This window comes from Pseudoalteromonas sp. Scap25 (genome assembly GCF_013394125.1).
Lineage (GTDB): Bacteria > Pseudomonadota > Gammaproteobacteria > Enterobacterales > Alteromonadaceae > Pseudoalteromonas.
On sequence record NZ_CP041327.1, the window covers coordinates 547,895 to 564,454 of the forward strand.

A 16,560-nucleotide genomic window follows, 5' to 3' on the forward strand; every position below is an offset into this window, starting at 1 on the left:
TACCTTGACAGTTTTTATTATTTTATACCCCAACTAATCGTTGTTGTTAATTGGGGGTGTGCCAGCAAATAAACAGTTAAAACTTATTCACTTAAAGCGCGAGCTAAACCAACTGGTTCAATTTCTACGCACACTTGATCGTCATTCCAATTTAAACCGACCAATGCATCATCTGATTTAAGGTCTTCAACCCAATCATCTAAAAATTCATCTAGGTTGATTTCTACTGGGCTGTAGTCTTTCCACTCTTCTTTACATTGCTCTTTTGCTGCGTCTTCTGATTCCCACAGTAAAAGTACATCGGTGTCATCAAACTGATTTGATTCACATACAACAAAGCCACCATCTTGTGCACCCAGTGCCCAGATCTGCTCACTAACACGTACTTTTTCTACAAAGCTAACTAGTTGTGATTCAATTTCGATATCGCTCATGTGTTCACCTTTTAAAATTTGAGTCGAGGGTTGGTATTTTTAGCCGCTTGACGCTGACTAAACGCTTCATAAAACTTAACTAACTGCGATTGCGCGCTAAAATCAGTGAGTTCACGAAAGCAGATCCAATCTAGCAAGCAGTATAAACTGATGTTGAGGCATTCACAGCTTTTAAATTCATCATCGTTTAAATGATCATTTAAATAGTCTAATGTTTGCGCAATTCGCTCATTTTGCAGATTAAAAAATAGTTTATCAGCTTGCGTGTCAAACCCAGAACGATGACATAACAATAATTCAACCAATGAATCGTTACAGGCATTGATGCTAGTTAAAAAATGCTCTTGCGGCCAAGTTAACGGGTTCTGCTGTGTTTTTTCAAGTAAGTAACGCAGTATATTGTTTGAGTCGCTTAAGTTAAGCGAGCCATCAATTAAGATAGGGATTTTAGCTGCCGGGTTGTGCGACATCATTAAAGAACGATCATCGCTTGAAAAAATGTCGAGATTTATAAACTCAAGCTCACAGTTATTTTGTTGTGCCCAAATTCTGACACGGCGAACATAAGGGGAAGAAATAGAGCCAAGTAATTGCATATTGGGGCTTTTGCCAACTCCACATAAATAAAAAGCCGCTAATGCGGCTTTATTAGTAAATCGATTTGCTTACTCTGAGCGGCTGGTTACTTCTAATAAGTGGTAACCAAACTGTGTTTGAACAGGACCTTGTACTTGGTTAAGTGGCGCTGAAAAAACCACCTTATCAAACTCAGGAACCATCATACCAGGTCCGAACTCACCTAATGCGCCACCATCTTGACCTGAAGGGCAATTAGAGTGCAATTTAGCCAGCTCTGCAAAGTCTTCACCTTGCTCAATTTTATCTTTAAGGTCTAAACATTGTGCTTCACTGTCTACGAGTATGTGCCTTGCACTTGCTACTGCCATAAAATCTCCTATTTATAAGTTTAGTTTTTTATCTACTAAGCAACATCTTAGTAAGGTTAAACTGAAAACACAAAATTAAAATGCACTTTTGATGGCGCTTTCTAATTTTGCTGAATCGGGTTTGACGCGGCTGTTAAAGCGAGTCACGGTTTGACGATCTGCCGAAACCACGTATTTATAAAAATTCCAGTTAGGTGAACTAGTTTTTGCATTTAAGTGCTTAAAAATAGGGTTGGCATCGCTGCCACGCACTGCGCTGGTGGCTAACATGGGAAAGGTAACGCCGTAATTTACATAACAGACTTTAGCCGTATCTTTTTCGTCATTTTCTTCTTGAAAAAAATCGTCAGATGGAAAACCGAGCACCACCAAGCCTTGCTCTTTATATTTTTTGTATAGCGTTTCTAGCCCTTCAAACTGAGAAGTAAAGCCGCAATTGCTGGCAGTGTTAACAATCAACAGTGGCTTATTTTTAAATTCACATAGATTAAGCGTTTCGGTTGAACGAAGCTTTCTCAGTGACACATTTGTGAAGTCATCGCAGGTATCTGTCTTTGCTGAAGGGCTATTAGTGTCTGCTGCATTGGTGGTTACAGATACACAGCCTAGAGCCAGTGTTAATCCGAATATTAATTTTCTTATCATGCGGTTACCTTGAACGCGATTTGATGGGTGTTTATGTAACTTATCATACGCTACTATAGGCGAAATTGATCAATTTTACTTATTTTCTATGACTATACGTTTAGCTAAACCTGATGATTTAACTGCTATTGTTGCCATTTATAATGAAACTATCCCTAGTCGAATGGTAACCGCCGATACTGAAGAAGTAACCGTTGCTGACAAACAACCTTGGTTTGATAGCCATACAGCTCAAAGACCTATTTTTGTTTACTGCGAAAATGACCAAGTATTAGCCTGGGTTAGTTATAAATCGTTTTATGGGCGCCCAGCTTACGATGGCACCGTTGAACTAAGCATCTACATTACATCAGCAGCCCAAGGAAAAGGGTTGGGTAAAAAGTTGATGCAATTTGCACAACAACAAGCAAAAAAGCTCGATATTGAAGTGTTACTCGGATTTATTTTTAGCCATAACGAACCAAGCATTAAATTATTTAAGCATTTTGATTTTGCAGTATGGGGAGAGTTGCCCAATGTTGCAAGGATGGATAACCAGCTGTACAGCCTGACTATTTTTGGTAAGCATTTAATGTAATCCCACAATCATAGGCAAGCAAAAATTACATTTATGTAGACGATTATGCCAAACCAAAAATTCTATACTATGCTGAAAAGGTGTTTAATTAATTCTTAAAAGTGTACATAAATGGCGCAAAAAATACTTATTATTGATAGCAGTAGCATGATTGCTATGCGCTTAAAAGTACTGCTTGAGCTAATTGGTTGTGAAGTTGAATTAGTTCATTATTCTATGTTTGATCAAAGCAGCAACATAGATGCGTACGATATGCTTGCCTTTTCACAAGGGACACCAACAAATCTGGTTGCTTCGTTGGTAAAACAAGCGACCCGACAATCATTTTTACTTTTAGCTCCCAAGGCTGAAAGTGGTGAATTGCTTGATGCATTTGGTAAATTAAACGAGCTTGTTCCAGATGCCACTATTATTTATCCATTTTTTTCTAATAAAGAAATCACTTCATTTATTGAAGATCTATTAGAAATAGGACCTGATCATATTTTTAAACTGCCTACAATTTTGTTGGTTGATCATGTTAGTGAGCGTTTAGAAATGCTAAAAAGTAGTTTAGTGGGTGCACATATAGAGGTATACACAGCTACAAATCATGATGAGGCACTTAATATTGCCAAACTCAGAATGATTGATATTTTAATTAGTGATTTTAGTTTAAAAGAAGGGCTCGGCTTAGATATATTTACCAGCCTTAAGCAGATACAGCCGCATAGCCGCTGCTTATTATTAACCTCGCGTCCTGCTCAGGTTTCTATGATTGAAGCAATTCGCCAAGGTGTTGAAGACGTTTTAATTAAGCCGCTCGACGACAATGTGTTATTACAAGCAGTACATAAGTTGTGGCAAACCGAATTGCTAAAACGTCATAACGCAGAGCTAGTTGAAAGACTACAAGATACAGTCGATGTACTTATTGAAAAAGACAGTTTGCTGCAAGTAATTTTTAAAAATACTCCCGATCCAATCTTACTTTTTGAACGTAAAGGCAAAATAGTAGAGGCTAACGACGCGTGCTTAAAGCTGTTTAATTTACCGTTTAAAAAGCTCACTGCTCACTCGTTATTTCACTTTTTAGATGACGATTCAGTAAAGGCAATAAAAGATAAAATATTGACTTTAAACAGTAATCGGCAATTTAGTTGCGACTTACACCTAGTCAATAAAGATGGCAGTAAAATTCCACTTGTCGGCTCGTTTAATGAAATTGATCATCATGGTGAAATAGCATTAGCGGTTATTTTTAAAAACGTAACCCATTTAAAACAAAAAGAAGATTTATTACTTGAGGCCAAAGATCTTTTAGAAGAGCAGGTCAGAGCGCGGACTTCGCAACTTGAGCATGCGAAAAACATTGCTGAAGCAGCTAATTTAAGCAAATCAGAGTTTTTGGCGAATATGTCACATGAGCTAAGAACCCCTATGCATTCTATACTAAGTTTTTCACGCTTTGGTATCAGTAAGCTTCAAGATGATGATTTTAGTAAAGATAAACTTTTAAAATATTTAACCCGAATAGAATCAAGTGGGCAAAGGCTACTGTCATTACTTAACAATCTACTCGATTTGTCGAAATTAGATGTAGGTAAATTCCCATTTAACCCGCGAGCATGCGATTTAACGACTATTGTTAAAACAAGCATTGATGATGTTGCTGGGATTGCCATAGAAAAAGATATTAAGATTGCATTTAAATCAGATAACCCACCAGTTGTAGCACAATGCGATGAAGAGCAAATTAATCAGGTACTTAGAAACGTATTGAGTAATGCATTAAAATTTAGCGAAGAACATAGCACTATCGAAGTTGCATTGGAAACAGACAATGGTTGTGCAAATATTGAAGTAATAGACAGCGGAATAGGTATACCAGAAGACGAGCTTGAAACTGTTTTTCAAAAATTTGTGCAAAGTAGCAAAACAAATAGTGGCGCAGGGGGGACAGGATTAGGACTTACGCTGTGCCGTGAATTTGTTTCTTTACATCAAGGAACTATAAAAGCCTGTAATAACGAACTTGGTGGGGCAACCATTAGCATTCAGGTTCCTTTGGAAATAAACCTCGATGAATATTTAGCCGATGAGCAATTAGTGAAAAATAGTAGCTAATAACCGAATTGTTTTAATGAACACGATTTATATGGACGAAAAATTATGGCTTTAACTAAAATTCTTGCAGTCGACGATGAACCATTTAACCTCGAAATAATAGAAGAAATCCTAGAAGAATTAGATTTTGAACTTAAGCTGGCTTCGAGTGGCCCGGAATGCTTGAGCATGGTTGAAGAGTATATGCCGCAGGTTATCTTACTTGATGTAAGCATGCCAAAAATGAATGGTTACGAAGTATGTAAAGAGCTCAAAGCGAACCCTAAAACACAAGATATTATAGTGATGTTTGTATCGGCAAGGGGGACAGTTGAGGAACGTATGGAAGGTTATTCAGTAGGTGCTGAAGACTATATTGTAAAACCGTTTGGGCACGATGAGCTTAAGCAAAAGCTGAATAAGTTAAATCAAGTATTAATAGAAAAACAACAGCTTGAAAAGCAAGTAAAAGAAGCTACCTCAACCGCTTTTGATGCTATGGCAAATAGCAGTGAAATGGGTCAAATAGTTAACTATGTTGAAAATATCGGTTTTGTCAACGATGTAGAAGAGTTAGGTAAGGCATTAGTGGAGTGCTTACAGACATTTGGTCTACAAAGTAATATTGAATTTAGATGTAACGACACCAAATCGCACTTTGCTTTAAACGGTGTGTGTTCGCCGATTGTGATTGAGTTATTTGAAATGCTTAAAAACAAAGGTAGGTTACATGAGTTTTCTCATCGTATTTTGGTTAATTACGAGCTTGTCAGTTTATTGATTTTGAATATGCCAGAACAAGATGAGCAGAAGCATGGGCGTATACGTGATCATATTTGTTTTATTGTAAGTGTAACCGAACAGCAATTGCGGGCTATTACTACTAAGAAAATGTTGGTTTCGCAGCAAGAGCGATTAAACAAAGTGGCGAGTACTGTTCACAGTAAGTTTCATAGTTTAATTGGATTGCTTAACGACAGCCGGATAAATAACGAAAAAGTATTTAAACAACTTCAAGAGGAGTTAGAAGAGCGGATCCCAACTATGGGACTCGATGAAGACCAGGAAGTGTTTATCTACAAAAAAGTCGACGAAACGATTCAAAATTCGGTGGCACGTCAAGAATCTGTTGATCAGGTTAAAAAAGCGTTCGCAGAGATAGAGCAAGATCTCGCTTTATTGTTGAAAGGTTAAAGGTGCGGGCTACGGGCTGCGAGGCGCGGGGTAAATTCCTTGCTACGATTGATACATTTACTTGTAGCAGCGACTTTATGTCGCGTCTTTTAAAGGTTAAATACGAAAGGTGTGCGCTACAGATTAACTAAAATCTGTACTTTAATTGTGGCTTCTCATTTACTCCTCATTTTCTTCTCTGTGTTAAATCATATATTAGTAAATTATGCACAAAGAGAGCTAAGAGATCGCAGAGGAGGTTAAAAGGGTAAAAGGCTTATGCGTCTCTGGGTAAGCCTTTTTCAACTATACGAATTAACCGTGCTGTTTTACGCAACTTTTGCCTTTGTTTATCGTGTTGCTGGGCGAGTGCCCAATTTATATGTTCACCCACCAGATCACTGACTGTTTGGCGTTTATCTTCGAGTGCAGCAATAATTGCCGGGCTAAAATCTGCGTTACCTAATCCAACGGCTATATTTCGTAGCCAACGTTCATGGCCAATGCGGCGGATTGGACTGCCCTCGGTATTTTTTAAAAAGGTAGTTTCATCCCAAGCAAATAACTCGAGTAAATCTTTGTTTTTTAATTGTGTACGAGGATGAAAGTCAGCCTCATCGGTAATTTGTCCGTAGCGGTTCCATGGGCATACCAATTGGCAATCGTCACAGCCATAAATGCGATTTCCCATTAATGTTCTGTATTGCTCAGGAATAGCGCCTTGATGCTCTATAGTTAAATACGAAATGCACTTACGCGCATCAACCACATAAGGTTCTACAATAGCACCAGTGGGGCATAGTGTTATGCAGGCAACGCATTTGCCGCAGCCCTCAAAAGTGTTTTCGTTATCAATAGGTAAAGGTAAGTCGACAAAAAGCTCTCCTAAAAAGAACCAAGAACCCGCCTCTTTATTTATTAATAAAGAATGCTTTCCGCGCCAGCCTAATCCCGCTTTTTCAGCGAGTTGACGTTCAAGTACAGGGGCTGAATCAACAAAAGGCCTAAAGCTATAGTCACCCACATATTGTTCAATTTTTTTACCTAACTGTTTGATTCGGTTGCGCATCAACTTATGATAGTCACGGCCAAGGGCATATCGACTGATATAGGCTTTTTCGGTATTTTTAAGGTTTTTGGCAAAGCCAGAATCAGGTGGGAGGTAATTCATTTTAACTGAAATAACCCGCTGTGTTCCGGGTACTAGCTCATTAGGGCGAGCACGCTTCATACCATGGGCTGCCATATAATCCATTGAGCCATGAAAACCCGCATCAAGCCATCGCTGCAGCTGTGCTTCATGCTTAGTTAAATCAATGTCAGTAATACCCACTTCACTAAAGCCAAGTTCTTGACCCCATAGCTTTATTTGCTGGGCTAGCTGTTCATAATTTAGATTGACGTCGCTCACATGCTTCACACAGTTATATTATAAGCCGCGTAATTTAGCATAATCGCGGCTTGGGTAAAACTAGTCAGGCCCTAGCCTACAAAACGCTTTAACTGTTGTTGGGTTTGTTGACTTAGTTTTTGTGATTGCTCAGAGTCATGCAATGCGGTGTCTATTTGTTGCTTTGCTTGTTCGCCAAGCGCCACAATTTGTTCAACCGATTCATGGGTTTGATTTTGTGTATCTTCAAGTAAATGAACTGCGTTAGCTATTTGCTGTAATTGCTGCTGATTATGCTCAAATTCATTGAGCATTTTTCCAAAACCTTCTGAGGTATCGTTGATTGCAGCTTGTGCGTTATTAGAGTGACTAATTAACTGCTGAGACTCTTTATTGGTTTCATTAACCAGCTCATTCATTTGGGTAATAAAATCACTAATTTGGCGGGTTGCATCACTTACTTTAACCGATAGGGTGCGAACTTCATCGGCAACCACGGCAAAACCTCTCCCTGCCTCTCCGGCGCGCGCTGCTTCAATTGCCGCATTAAGCGCTAATAAATTAGTTTGATCAGAAAACTCTTCTACCATTTTTAAAATGCTACGAATGTTTTCACTATTCTCTTTTAAGCCTGCAATCGTTTTAGAAAAACTACCCAGCATTTCATTAATAAGTCTCACCTGTTCAACCAGTTTTGACAGTTCGCTCGCAGAGAGCTTAACAAAACTAAGATGTTCATTATTTACCTGATGTACGCTATCAGTGTTACTTACGATATCTTGTAGGCTTTGGGTAATTTGGTTGCTGGCATTAATTATGGTGTGGCTTAAATTAATTTGCTGTTCGCTTAGCTGCTCTGTGTGCTGCATTGATTGCGTTACTTGGCTATTACTTTGCACGCTTTCCTGAGCGCTGCTGTAGGTCGTATTTAATAAGCTGTTTAAATGCGTAGTAAACTGATTATATTGTTCACTTAAATCTCTAAATTCATCAAAAGTAAAATGAGGAAGTTTGGCAGCTAAGTTGGCATCTTGTTGATTAATATTAATCAACGTATCGCGCATGGCTTTTACCGGGCGCACAATTAAAAAGCGCATATAAAAAATAGTAAATATAAAACCGGCAACAATCAGCAGGGTTAATGCCCAAAATAGCCCTGTGCTTTGTTGATTTTCAGAGAGGCTACTGTGTAACCAAAATAATGTAATAGCTTGAAATAAAAATACAAAGCTTAAATTACCCACTATTTTTCGGGTTAAAGTAAAAAATAGAGTTTGTTCTAAAAAGTTATAAATACGCATGTAGCTACTCATTAAATAGTGACCTACTAAATTATTGTTTTTATAGCATAAATAGCAATTAAATAATTAGTTATAGTTCATTTAATTGCGCCAAAAAATGCTTAGTTCGTTCAGGGTCGTTAGTAAAAATGCCATCAACACCACAGGCAAGCATCAGTTTAATATCTTCAACTTCATCTACGGTGTAGGCAAACACCTGTAAGCCGCGCAGTTTGGCATCGTCAACAAACGACTTGTTCATAAAGTTTTTGTCAACATGAATGCTAAAGGCCTGTAAGTCTTCAGCAAACTTCGCATACTGCAATGGAATTGATGCAGTAAGTGCGCCAATTTTAAGCCAAGGCAAGCGGTTCTTTAGCCAGTGTAGTTGATGATGATTAAATGATGAAACTAAAATATTGCCTGCTGATATCTTATTTGCAGTAATATTCATTTCTAGTTGCGCAGCAAACTTTTCTAGTTCAAAAGTATGTTTTAGCTCTAAATTAAGTAAGGTTTGGTTGCTATTCCAGTCAATTAGTTGTTGTAGGGTAGGTACTTGCTCACCATTTCCCGCATCAAATTGTTGAATTTGCTGAGCGCTTAGGTCGCACACTTTACCTTTACCATTAGTGGTTCTATCTAGATAGGTATCATGAATAATCACGTAGTCATCAAGTGCGCTTTGTACATCAACCTCAATGCCATCTACATTTGCTTTTAACGCCGCCATAATGGCGCTATGTGTATTTTCAGGAAAGTGTGTGCTTGTGCCTCTATGAGCAAATATTTTCATGGCTGCTTTTTCCGTGAGATTGACCAAGTTTCAAAGCACGCAGCACTAACAATCAGTGCGCCACCAATCAGGGTCATCACTGAAGGGCGTTCGTGCAAAATAATTATAGCCAGTATTGTGCCATAAAGGGGCTGTAAGCAAGAAATCAATCCAGCGGTCGCTGCTGATAAATGTTTTAAACTCGCTGCAAATAACGAATGCGGCATCGCAGTAAACACCACACCGGCGATAAGCAACAATATTAAATCAGTATCATTAATTTGTGTTATGGGTACTTCAATAAATGTACATAGCATCAGGCTTGCCACTAACGTTTGATAAAACATGGTTTGCGGTCCACCATACTCGCTAAAGTAGCGTTTATGGGTAATATTACGAAGAGCAAAAAACAACGCTGATACCACCCCCGTCAAAACACCTAAAGTGATGTCATCGCCTAAATTAACGTTAGGGATCAATAAATAAATACCAATAATCACCACCACAGCGCTTATTATATCTTTTGCTTTGGGCTTACTTTTATTAAATAGAGGCTCTAAAAATACCGTGATCACGGGATAGGTAAAAAAAGCTAACATGCCCACGGTAATTCCCGCCAATTGCATGCCTGCAAAGTAGGTTACCCAGTGGATACCTACGGCAACGCCTAATAAAATGGCAATCACATAATCTTTGGCGTGATGCAGCTTAATTGGTTTTTTTTGCAAAGTCAGTAGCACACAAATTGCCACCCCAGCGATAGCCGCGCGATAAGCGGTAATATCTAATGCATTCAAACCAATTAGCTTTGCGAATAAGGCGGTGCCGCCAAATAAAAGGACGGCAATATGTAAGTAAATTAAGCTTTGTTGTTGGGACTGCACGAGATTTCCTTGTCACTTTTTTTGGCTATATTAGCATTGCTTTTACACTCAGAAGATGAATTTTTCTATTTCATGACAAATGTCAGCCAAGTTAATGACACTTCACACTCTTATATATTTTATCTAATGGCATAGTTACTTTACTTATATTGGAGGGTGTTATGAATTCCTTAATTTTAATAAGCTTAAGCATTAGCGACTTTGTAGAAACACTAAGTTTAACTGCGACTTATGAAGATTGTTTTATGTTCGCATTCATTTTTATGTTATTAATATTTATTAATAAAAATAGTGCTATAAACAAAAACAATAGGCCAGAGGTATTAGTATGAGTTCGCTAAGTAGCTTTTCTCAACAAACGGATAAAACGTTTTGGAAGTATGGCCATTTAATTTTTACCGGCTTTTATTTATTGCCATTAATTATTAATTTTGACCAATTTACAAAAAGCCAAATGAGCCTATGTTTAGCTTTTTATATTGCTTTTATTATTTTGTACATAAAAGCAATTAACTGCAATAACACAAAAATTACCCCCTTATTTTTAGCCTTGCTCGCCATTTGTTTTAGCGCCACTTTTTTTACCTCTGGCACACCTACTTTGTATGGTTTTGTTGCTTATGTGGCAGGGTATAGTTATACCCAAAAGCAGCGGTATTATGCCGCATTAGCCATTATAGTCGCGCTTTTTACAAGTTCGTATTTAAGCGATATAGGAAAGCTTCAGTACTTTTTGGCTGTGGCATTAATATTATGTGCCGCCTTATTTAGCTATGGAATTGCAGCAAAAAGAGAGCGCGAACATAAAAAGCGCGAACAAGAAAGCGCAAAGCAATTGGAGCAACTAGCAGCCATTGCTGAGCGTGAACGCATAGCCCGAGATTTACATGATATTTTAGGTCACTCACTGTCATCAATAGCTTTAAAAGCTGAACTTGCGAATAAACTAAATCAAGGTGAACGATACGCGCAGGCTAATAACGAAATAGCCCAAGTAGCAGATCTTGCAAGACAGTTACTGAGTGATGTACGAAACGCGGTAAGTGATTTAAAGCAGCTCAACTTAAACAGCCAAATAACACAGCTAAAACAAACACTCAAAGAGCAAGGCTTTAACATAAAATTTAACGTTAATTTAGCGACGTTACCTGCCAAGGTTGAGGGCATTGCGAGTCTTATTATTAAAGAGTCAGTGACTAATTTATTACGCCATAGCAGCACAAAAATCGGTTCTATTAATATAGAACAAACAAAGCGGCAATTACTTATTGCCGTTATTGATAACGCGCCATGCACCACATTAAAAGCGGGAAATGGTTTAAATGGCATTAAAGAGCGAGCAGAGCAATTAAACGGCAGTGCAAAATTTACCTGTGGCGATACATTTACTTTAAACGTTGTACTGCCATTAAGTGCTGAGGATTTAAAATGATCAAAGTATATTTAGTTGAAGATCAAGCGCTGGTGCGCGACGCAGTTGCCGCTTTATTAAGCCTCGACTTTAATATTGAGGTAATTGGTCAAGCATGTAATGGGCGAGATGCGTTAAATGAAATCAGCGCGCTTAGTAAAGACTTACATCCAGATATCATTTTAACGGATATAGAAATGCCAAGCATAAATGGCATTGAGCTTAGTGAGCAAATAGCCGCTAAATATCCTGCAATTAATATGGTAATTATGACCACTTTTTCACGTGCTGGTTATATTAGGCGCTCTTTGAATGCGGGTGTTAAAGGTTTTATTTTAAAAGAAGCACCTAGCGAAGAGCTAATAAACGCGTTAAAAAAAGTAATGCAAGGGCAAAAGGTGATTGACCCAGAACTTGCCATTAATGCCCTAGACGATGCCGACCCACTCACAGATAAAGAGCGTAAAGCCTTAAAGCTTGCAAGTGATGGCTTAAAAACCAGCGAAATAGCAAAGCAGCTCTATATAAGTGAAGGGACAACGCGCAATTATTTATCTGATGCGATTGCAAAGCTCAATGCCACAAACAGGATAGATGCAGCGCGTATCGCTCGGCAAAAGGGGTGGTTATAAATAGCTTCTTTGATGATTACAAAAATAGGCACTTTATAAATTTTATACAACGTATTACTATTCAGTGCATAACTATAAAAGTAACGAAAAGTGCTAAAAGCGCAGCTAAATGCACTCAAAGAGGCTCGAATGACCGCATTAATAAAGATTACCACTGAGCAAAACGTGGCAATACTTACCATGAATACCGCTGAAAACCGCCATAACCCTAGTTTTATAGCTGAACTTAATCAACACTTAGATAGCATAGAAGCCAATGGCGATATTAACGCCGTAGTATTAACCTCAAGCAGCGATAAAAGCTGGTCATTGGGAATAGATTTACAGTGGATGGCAATTTCAGATAACACGCCTACAGTTATTGCTGATTTTATGAATTCGATAGGGCAGTTATTTAAACGCATAGTGACGTTTCCTATGCCTATCATTGCTGCACTAAACGGTCACACTTATGGTAATGGCTCGGTATTGGCATGTGCCTGTGATTTTCGGTTTATGAAATCGGACAAAGGCTTTTTCTGCTTTCCTGAAGTTGATGTACTGGTACCGTTTGTACCGTCTATGTTTCCGATTATTAATAAAGCGATTAATCCTCAATTTTTTAACCGCTTAGCTATGACTGGCGAGCGTGTTGATGCGCAAAAATTGTTACAACAAAATGTGGTAGAAGCAATTTTTGCTGATGAGCAAGCCTTGCAAGCGGGTGTGTTAGAGTTTGCGCAAAGCTTTAATAAAAATCGTTGGATATACGCTCAAAACAAAACCCAAATGAACAAACCAATACTCGATGTTATGGCTGCACAAGACTCGGCTTTTATTGAAAACATCAGCACGCTATTGTGGAAGAAACTACAGCAAAAGTAAGCTGTTTTTATAAAAGTGAGTAAGCATAACTACAGTTAATTTACTCACTTTCATGTGCATTAATTAAGTAGGTGTTAAGTGTTATTTAGCTACATTGCTACAAAATGCAAAAGCTAATAACGCTTTATTAAAAGTTTAATGGCTTTTACCTGTCTCATTTCGAGTATATGAGTTAAAATGCTTACATAACCAACTAACAAGATAGTGAATGTCAAACCAAGATCCAAATCTCAGTCGAGAACAAGAAAAGTACGAAAACCCAGTCCCTAGTCGTGAGTTTATACTTACTCACCTTCAAGAGCGTTCAAAACCTGCTAATTACACGCAACTATGCGAAGAACTCGCGGTCAACGATGAAGAACGACAAATAGCATTTAAGCGCCGACTTCGTGCCATGGAGCGCGACGGGCAATTGTATTTTAATAAATTTAAATGTTATGCCCTGATTGACGAAGCCGGTTTAACCAAAGGCAAAGTTGTCGGTCACAGAGACGGTTTTGGCTTTTTAGAAGTTGAAGGCGAGAGCAAAGACTGGTTTATTGCCAAGCATCAAATGAATATGGTGCTACATGGCGACATTGTTCTTGCGAAAGGCACTAAGCGTGGTTCAGGCTCAAAATGCGATGCCCGTATTATTAAAGTGCTTACTAATGAGCGAGCGCCTATTGTTGGCCGCTATTTTGTTGAGCATGGTATTGCTGTGGTGGTTGCTGAAGATCCGCGCATTACCCAAGATATTATTATTTTACCGGGTAACGAAAAAGGCGCACGCCACAACCAAATGGTGCAAGTGCAAATAACTCAAAATCCAAGCCGCAATATGAATGCGGTAGGTAAAGTGATTGACGTACTGGGCGAGCATTTAGCGCCGGGTATGGAAATTGAAGTTGCGCTGCGTAATCACGATATTCCACATGTGTGGCCTGAAGAAGTTGAGCAGCAAGTTGCCCACTTAGGTGAATTTGTTGAAGAAGCCGATAAGCAAGGCCGTGTTGATTTACGCGGCTTACCACTTGTCACTATTGATGGCGAAGACGCTCGCGACTTTGATGACGCTGTTTATTGTGAACCTAAAAAATCAGGTGGCTGGCGTTTATGGGTAGCCATTGCCGATGTATCCCATTATGTAGGTATGAACACGCCGCTTAACAAAGAAGCGATAGAGCGCGGTAATTCAGTGTATTTCCCTGAGCAAGTTATTCCAATGCTGCCAAAAGTATTGTCTAACGGTTTGTGTTCGCTTAACCCTGAGGTTGATCGCCTGTGTATGGTTGCAGAAATGACCGTATCGCAAGAGGGTAAGCTGTCGGGCTATAAGTTTTACGAAGCACTAATGAATTCGCATGCTCGTTTAACCTACACCAAAGTAAATGCCATTTTACAAAATGACGAAAAGCTCCGTAAAGAATACGCAGCTGTAGTGCCACATTTAACTGACTTACAGCAAATGTACATGGCATTAAAAGCAGCACGCCAAGAGCGTGGTGCAATTGAATTTGAAACACTCGAAACTCGTTTTGTATTTAACGCACAACGTAAAATAGAATCTATTGTGCCGGTTATTCGTAATGATGCGCATAAGCTGATTGAAGAATGTATGATTTTAGCTAATGTTTCGGCGGCTAAATTACTTGAGAAACACGAAGCAAGTGCATTGTTTAGGGTACATGATGAACCCGATAGCGAAAAACTGGGTAACTTTACTCAGTTTTTAACTGAGCTAGGTATTGAAAGCACGCTAAGCGACGAACCCACCCCGAAAGAAATTACTCATGTATTGGCTCGTTTAGGGGATCGTCCTGAAGCTGAACTTATTCAAACTATGCTGCTGCGCTCAATGAAGCAAGCGGTATATCAGCCAGATAACATAGGTCACTTTGGTTTAGCATTATCGGCCTACGCACACTTTACCTCGCCAATTCGCCGTTACCCCGATTTAGTGGTACACCGTGCAATTAAAGCGGTATTAAAAGCGCAAGGTCAACAAACGTCAGGTGAATACGCTTACAGCGATGATGAAGTCGATCAACTTGGTGAGCAGTGTTCTACCACTGAGCGCCGCGCAGACGATGCCACCCGTGAAGTAGCCGATTGGCTAAAATGTGAATACATGCAAGATCATGTAGGCACGGAGTTTAACGGGGTTATTTCATCGGTTACTAATTTTGGTTTATTTATTCGTTTAGATGATTTGCAAATTGATGGATTAATTCATGTTACCAATTTAGGTGATGAATACTTCCAACATGATGCGGCTAAACATTGCTTGGTGGGTGAACACACACATACGGTTTATCGTTTAGGCGATAAAGTAACTGTACAAGTTGCCTCGGTAAGCTTAGATGATCGCCGAATTAACTTAACGCTTAAAGGCGATGTGGCTCAAGATCGTTATGCGCGTCGTCGTGCGCCAAAAAAGAATGCCCCAGCAAGTGTTCGCTCGCAACTTAAAGCCGGTAAAATACCGGGTAAAAAGTCAGCAAGCGACAGTAAAAAACCAAAAAGTGGAAAAAAGCCTGCAAGTAAAGCTAAGGCAGCGGGTAAATCTAAAGTAACAGCGGATGACACCACCGCGAAGAAAAAAACCAAAAAGAAAGCGGTCAAAAAGCCTAAAAGACCAGGTAAAAATGCCCGTAAACGTAGTAGCCCAGGAGCAAACAATTCGTGAGTAATGAATTAATTTTTGGCTTTCACTCTGTTGAAGCAATTTTAGCAAAAGAGCCAGAGCGCTTTATAGAAATATACGCCCTTAAGGGACGTGATGATAAGCGTCTATCGCCTGTGATTGAGCAAGCGCGTCAGTTTGGTATTTCAGTACAGTTTATGCAACGAAAAGCGCTTGATAACAAAGCGAAAGATGAACAGCATCAAGGCATTATTGCCAACGTAAAAGCGGCGCGAGTGTTTAATGAAAAAGATCTCGATGAGATCATTGAACGCGAAGACACGCCATTTTTACTGGTACTTGATGGCATTACCGATCCGCATAATTTAGGTGCTTGCTTACGTAGTGCCGATGCAGCGGGCGTACATGCGGTGATTGTTCCTAAAGACAAATCAGCAAAGCTTAATGGCACAGCACGTAAAGTAGCCTGTGGCGCAGCAGAAACGGTACCGCTTATTCAGGTAACTAACCTTGCACGTACATTACGTGAAATAAAAGACGCGGGCGTTTGGGTTGTAGGTACTGCCGGTGAAACCGACACACATGTATTTGATGCCAGCTTAACAGGCCCAATGGCGATTGTGATGGGTGCTGAAGGCGAGGGCATGCGCCGCTTAACACGTGAGCATTGTGATGTGCTCGTTAAAATCCCAATGGCAGGCACGGTTTCAAGTTTAAATGTATCGGTAGCAACCGGCATTTGTTTATTTGAAGTGTTACGCCAGCGCGCAGAAACAAATTAAGCCTAAGCTAATCACATAGGCATTAAAAAGCCGAGATTGATTACATCAATCTCGG

Annotated in this window: 16 protein-coding genes; 8 read left to right on the plus strand and 8 right to left on the minus strand. The window is 39.3% G+C overall.

Translation table 11 applies throughout. From position 1 onward, the window contains the following. Window positions 1-83: 83 nt before the first annotated feature. From FLM54_RS02570 to FLM54_RS02585, 4 genes are all read right to left on the minus strand, one after another. Window positions 84-434 (minus strand): DUF2750 domain-containing protein, encoded by a 351-nt coding sequence (locus FLM54_RS02570; protein ID WP_008114782.1) that lies wholly within the window; start codon window positions 432-434, stop codon window positions 84-86. A gap of 11 nt (window positions 435-445) precedes the next feature. Continuing rightward, window positions 446-1,030 carry a glutathione S-transferase family protein gene (locus FLM54_RS02575; RefSeq protein WP_138608065.1) on the minus strand — a complete coding sequence of 195 codons (585 nt, stop codon included), beginning with the start codon at window positions 1,028-1,030 and terminating at the stop codon, window positions 446-448. Window positions 1,031-1,099: 69 nt separating this feature from the next. Further along, window positions 1,100-1,381, minus strand: coding sequence for a peptidylprolyl isomerase (locus tag FLM54_RS02580; protein WP_008114778.1), 282 nt, complete (start codon window positions 1,379-1,381; stop codon window positions 1,100-1,102). A gap of 75 nt (window positions 1,382-1,456) precedes the next feature. Next, window positions 1,457-2,026 (minus strand): glutathione peroxidase, encoded by a 570-nt coding sequence (locus FLM54_RS02585; RefSeq protein ID WP_138608063.1) that lies wholly within the window; start codon window positions 2,024-2,026, stop codon window positions 1,457-1,459. A gap of 88 nt (window positions 2,027-2,114) precedes the next feature. On the opposite strand from FLM54_RS02585, the gene FLM54_RS02590 reads away from it, so the two are divergent. From FLM54_RS02590 to FLM54_RS02600, 3 genes are all read left to right on the plus strand, one after another. Further along, complete coding sequence (locus FLM54_RS02590; protein WP_178954974.1) at window positions 2,115-2,603, plus strand: GNAT family N-acetyltransferase; 489 nt, start codon at window positions 2,115-2,117, stop codon at window positions 2,601-2,603. Between the two features lie 111 nt (window positions 2,604-2,714). Next, window positions 2,715-4,709, plus strand: coding sequence for an ATP-binding protein (locus FLM54_RS02595; protein WP_178954976.1), 1,995 nt, complete (start codon window positions 2,715-2,717; stop codon window positions 4,707-4,709). Between the two features lie 45 nt (window positions 4,710-4,754). Continuing rightward, window positions 4,755-5,882, plus strand: coding sequence for a PleD family two-component system response regulator (locus tag FLM54_RS02600; RefSeq protein WP_178954978.1), 1,128 nt, complete (start codon window positions 4,755-4,757; stop codon window positions 5,880-5,882). Between the two features lie 256 nt (window positions 5,883-6,138). On the opposite strand, the gene queG is transcribed toward FLM54_RS02600, so the two are convergent. The 4 genes from queG to FLM54_RS02620 form a co-directional block, all read right to left on the minus strand. After that, window positions 6,139-7,272, minus strand: coding sequence for a tRNA epoxyqueuosine(34) reductase QueG (gene queG / locus FLM54_RS02605; protein WP_178954980.1), 1,134 nt, complete (start codon window positions 7,270-7,272; stop codon window positions 6,139-6,141). A 71-nt stretch (window positions 7,273-7,343) separates the two neighbouring features. Further along, window positions 7,344-8,564, minus strand: a complete 1,221-nt coding sequence (locus tag FLM54_RS02610) for a methyl-accepting chemotaxis protein (protein ID WP_178954982.1) — start codon at window positions 8,562-8,564, stop codon at window positions 7,344-7,346. A 58-nt stretch (window positions 8,565-8,622) separates the two neighbouring features. Continuing rightward, a complete protein-coding gene (locus tag FLM54_RS02615; RefSeq protein WP_178954984.1) occupies window positions 8,623-9,327 on the minus strand; it encodes a glycerophosphodiester phosphodiesterase family protein in 705 nt (234 codons plus the stop codon). Further along, on the minus strand, window positions 9,324-10,190 hold the full coding sequence (locus FLM54_RS02620) for a DMT family transporter (protein WP_178954986.1): 867 nt from the start codon (window positions 10,188-10,190) through the stop codon (window positions 9,324-9,326). The genes FLM54_RS02615 and FLM54_RS02620 overlap by 4 nt, the downstream gene beginning before the upstream one ends. A gap of 328 nt (window positions 10,191-10,518) precedes the next feature. Between FLM54_RS02620 and FLM54_RS02625 the strand changes: the two genes are divergently transcribed. The 5 genes from FLM54_RS02625 to rlmB all read left to right on the plus strand — a co-directional run bounded on the left by FLM54_RS02625 (window position 10,519) and on the right by rlmB (window position 16,505). Next, entirely contained in the window at window positions 10,519-11,622 is a 1,104-nt protein-coding gene (locus FLM54_RS02625) for a sensor histidine kinase (RefSeq protein ID WP_178954988.1), read from the plus strand. After that, on the plus strand, window positions 11,619-12,233 hold the full coding sequence (locus FLM54_RS02630) for a DNA-binding response regulator (protein WP_178954990.1): 615 nt from the start codon (window positions 11,619-11,621) through the stop codon (window positions 12,231-12,233). The genes FLM54_RS02625 and FLM54_RS02630 overlap by 4 nt, the downstream gene beginning before the upstream one ends. A 129-nt stretch (window positions 12,234-12,362) precedes the next feature. After that, window positions 12,363-13,097 (plus strand): enoyl-CoA hydratase/isomerase family protein, encoded by a 735-nt coding sequence (locus FLM54_RS02635; protein ID WP_178954992.1) that lies wholly within the window; start codon window positions 12,363-12,365, stop codon window positions 13,095-13,097. A gap of 208 nt (window positions 13,098-13,305) precedes the next feature. Further along, window positions 13,306-15,765, plus strand: a complete 2,460-nt coding sequence (gene rnr, locus FLM54_RS02640; RefSeq protein WP_178954994.1) for a ribonuclease R — start codon at window positions 13,306-13,308, stop codon at window positions 15,763-15,765. Then, entirely contained in the window at window positions 15,762-16,505 is a 744-nt protein-coding gene (gene rlmB, locus FLM54_RS02645) for a 23S rRNA (guanosine(2251)-2'-O)-methyltransferase RlmB (protein ID WP_008112440.1), read from the plus strand. The genes rnr and rlmB overlap by 4 nt, the downstream gene beginning before the upstream one ends. The last annotated feature ends 55 nt before the right edge of the window (window positions 16,506-16,560 follow it).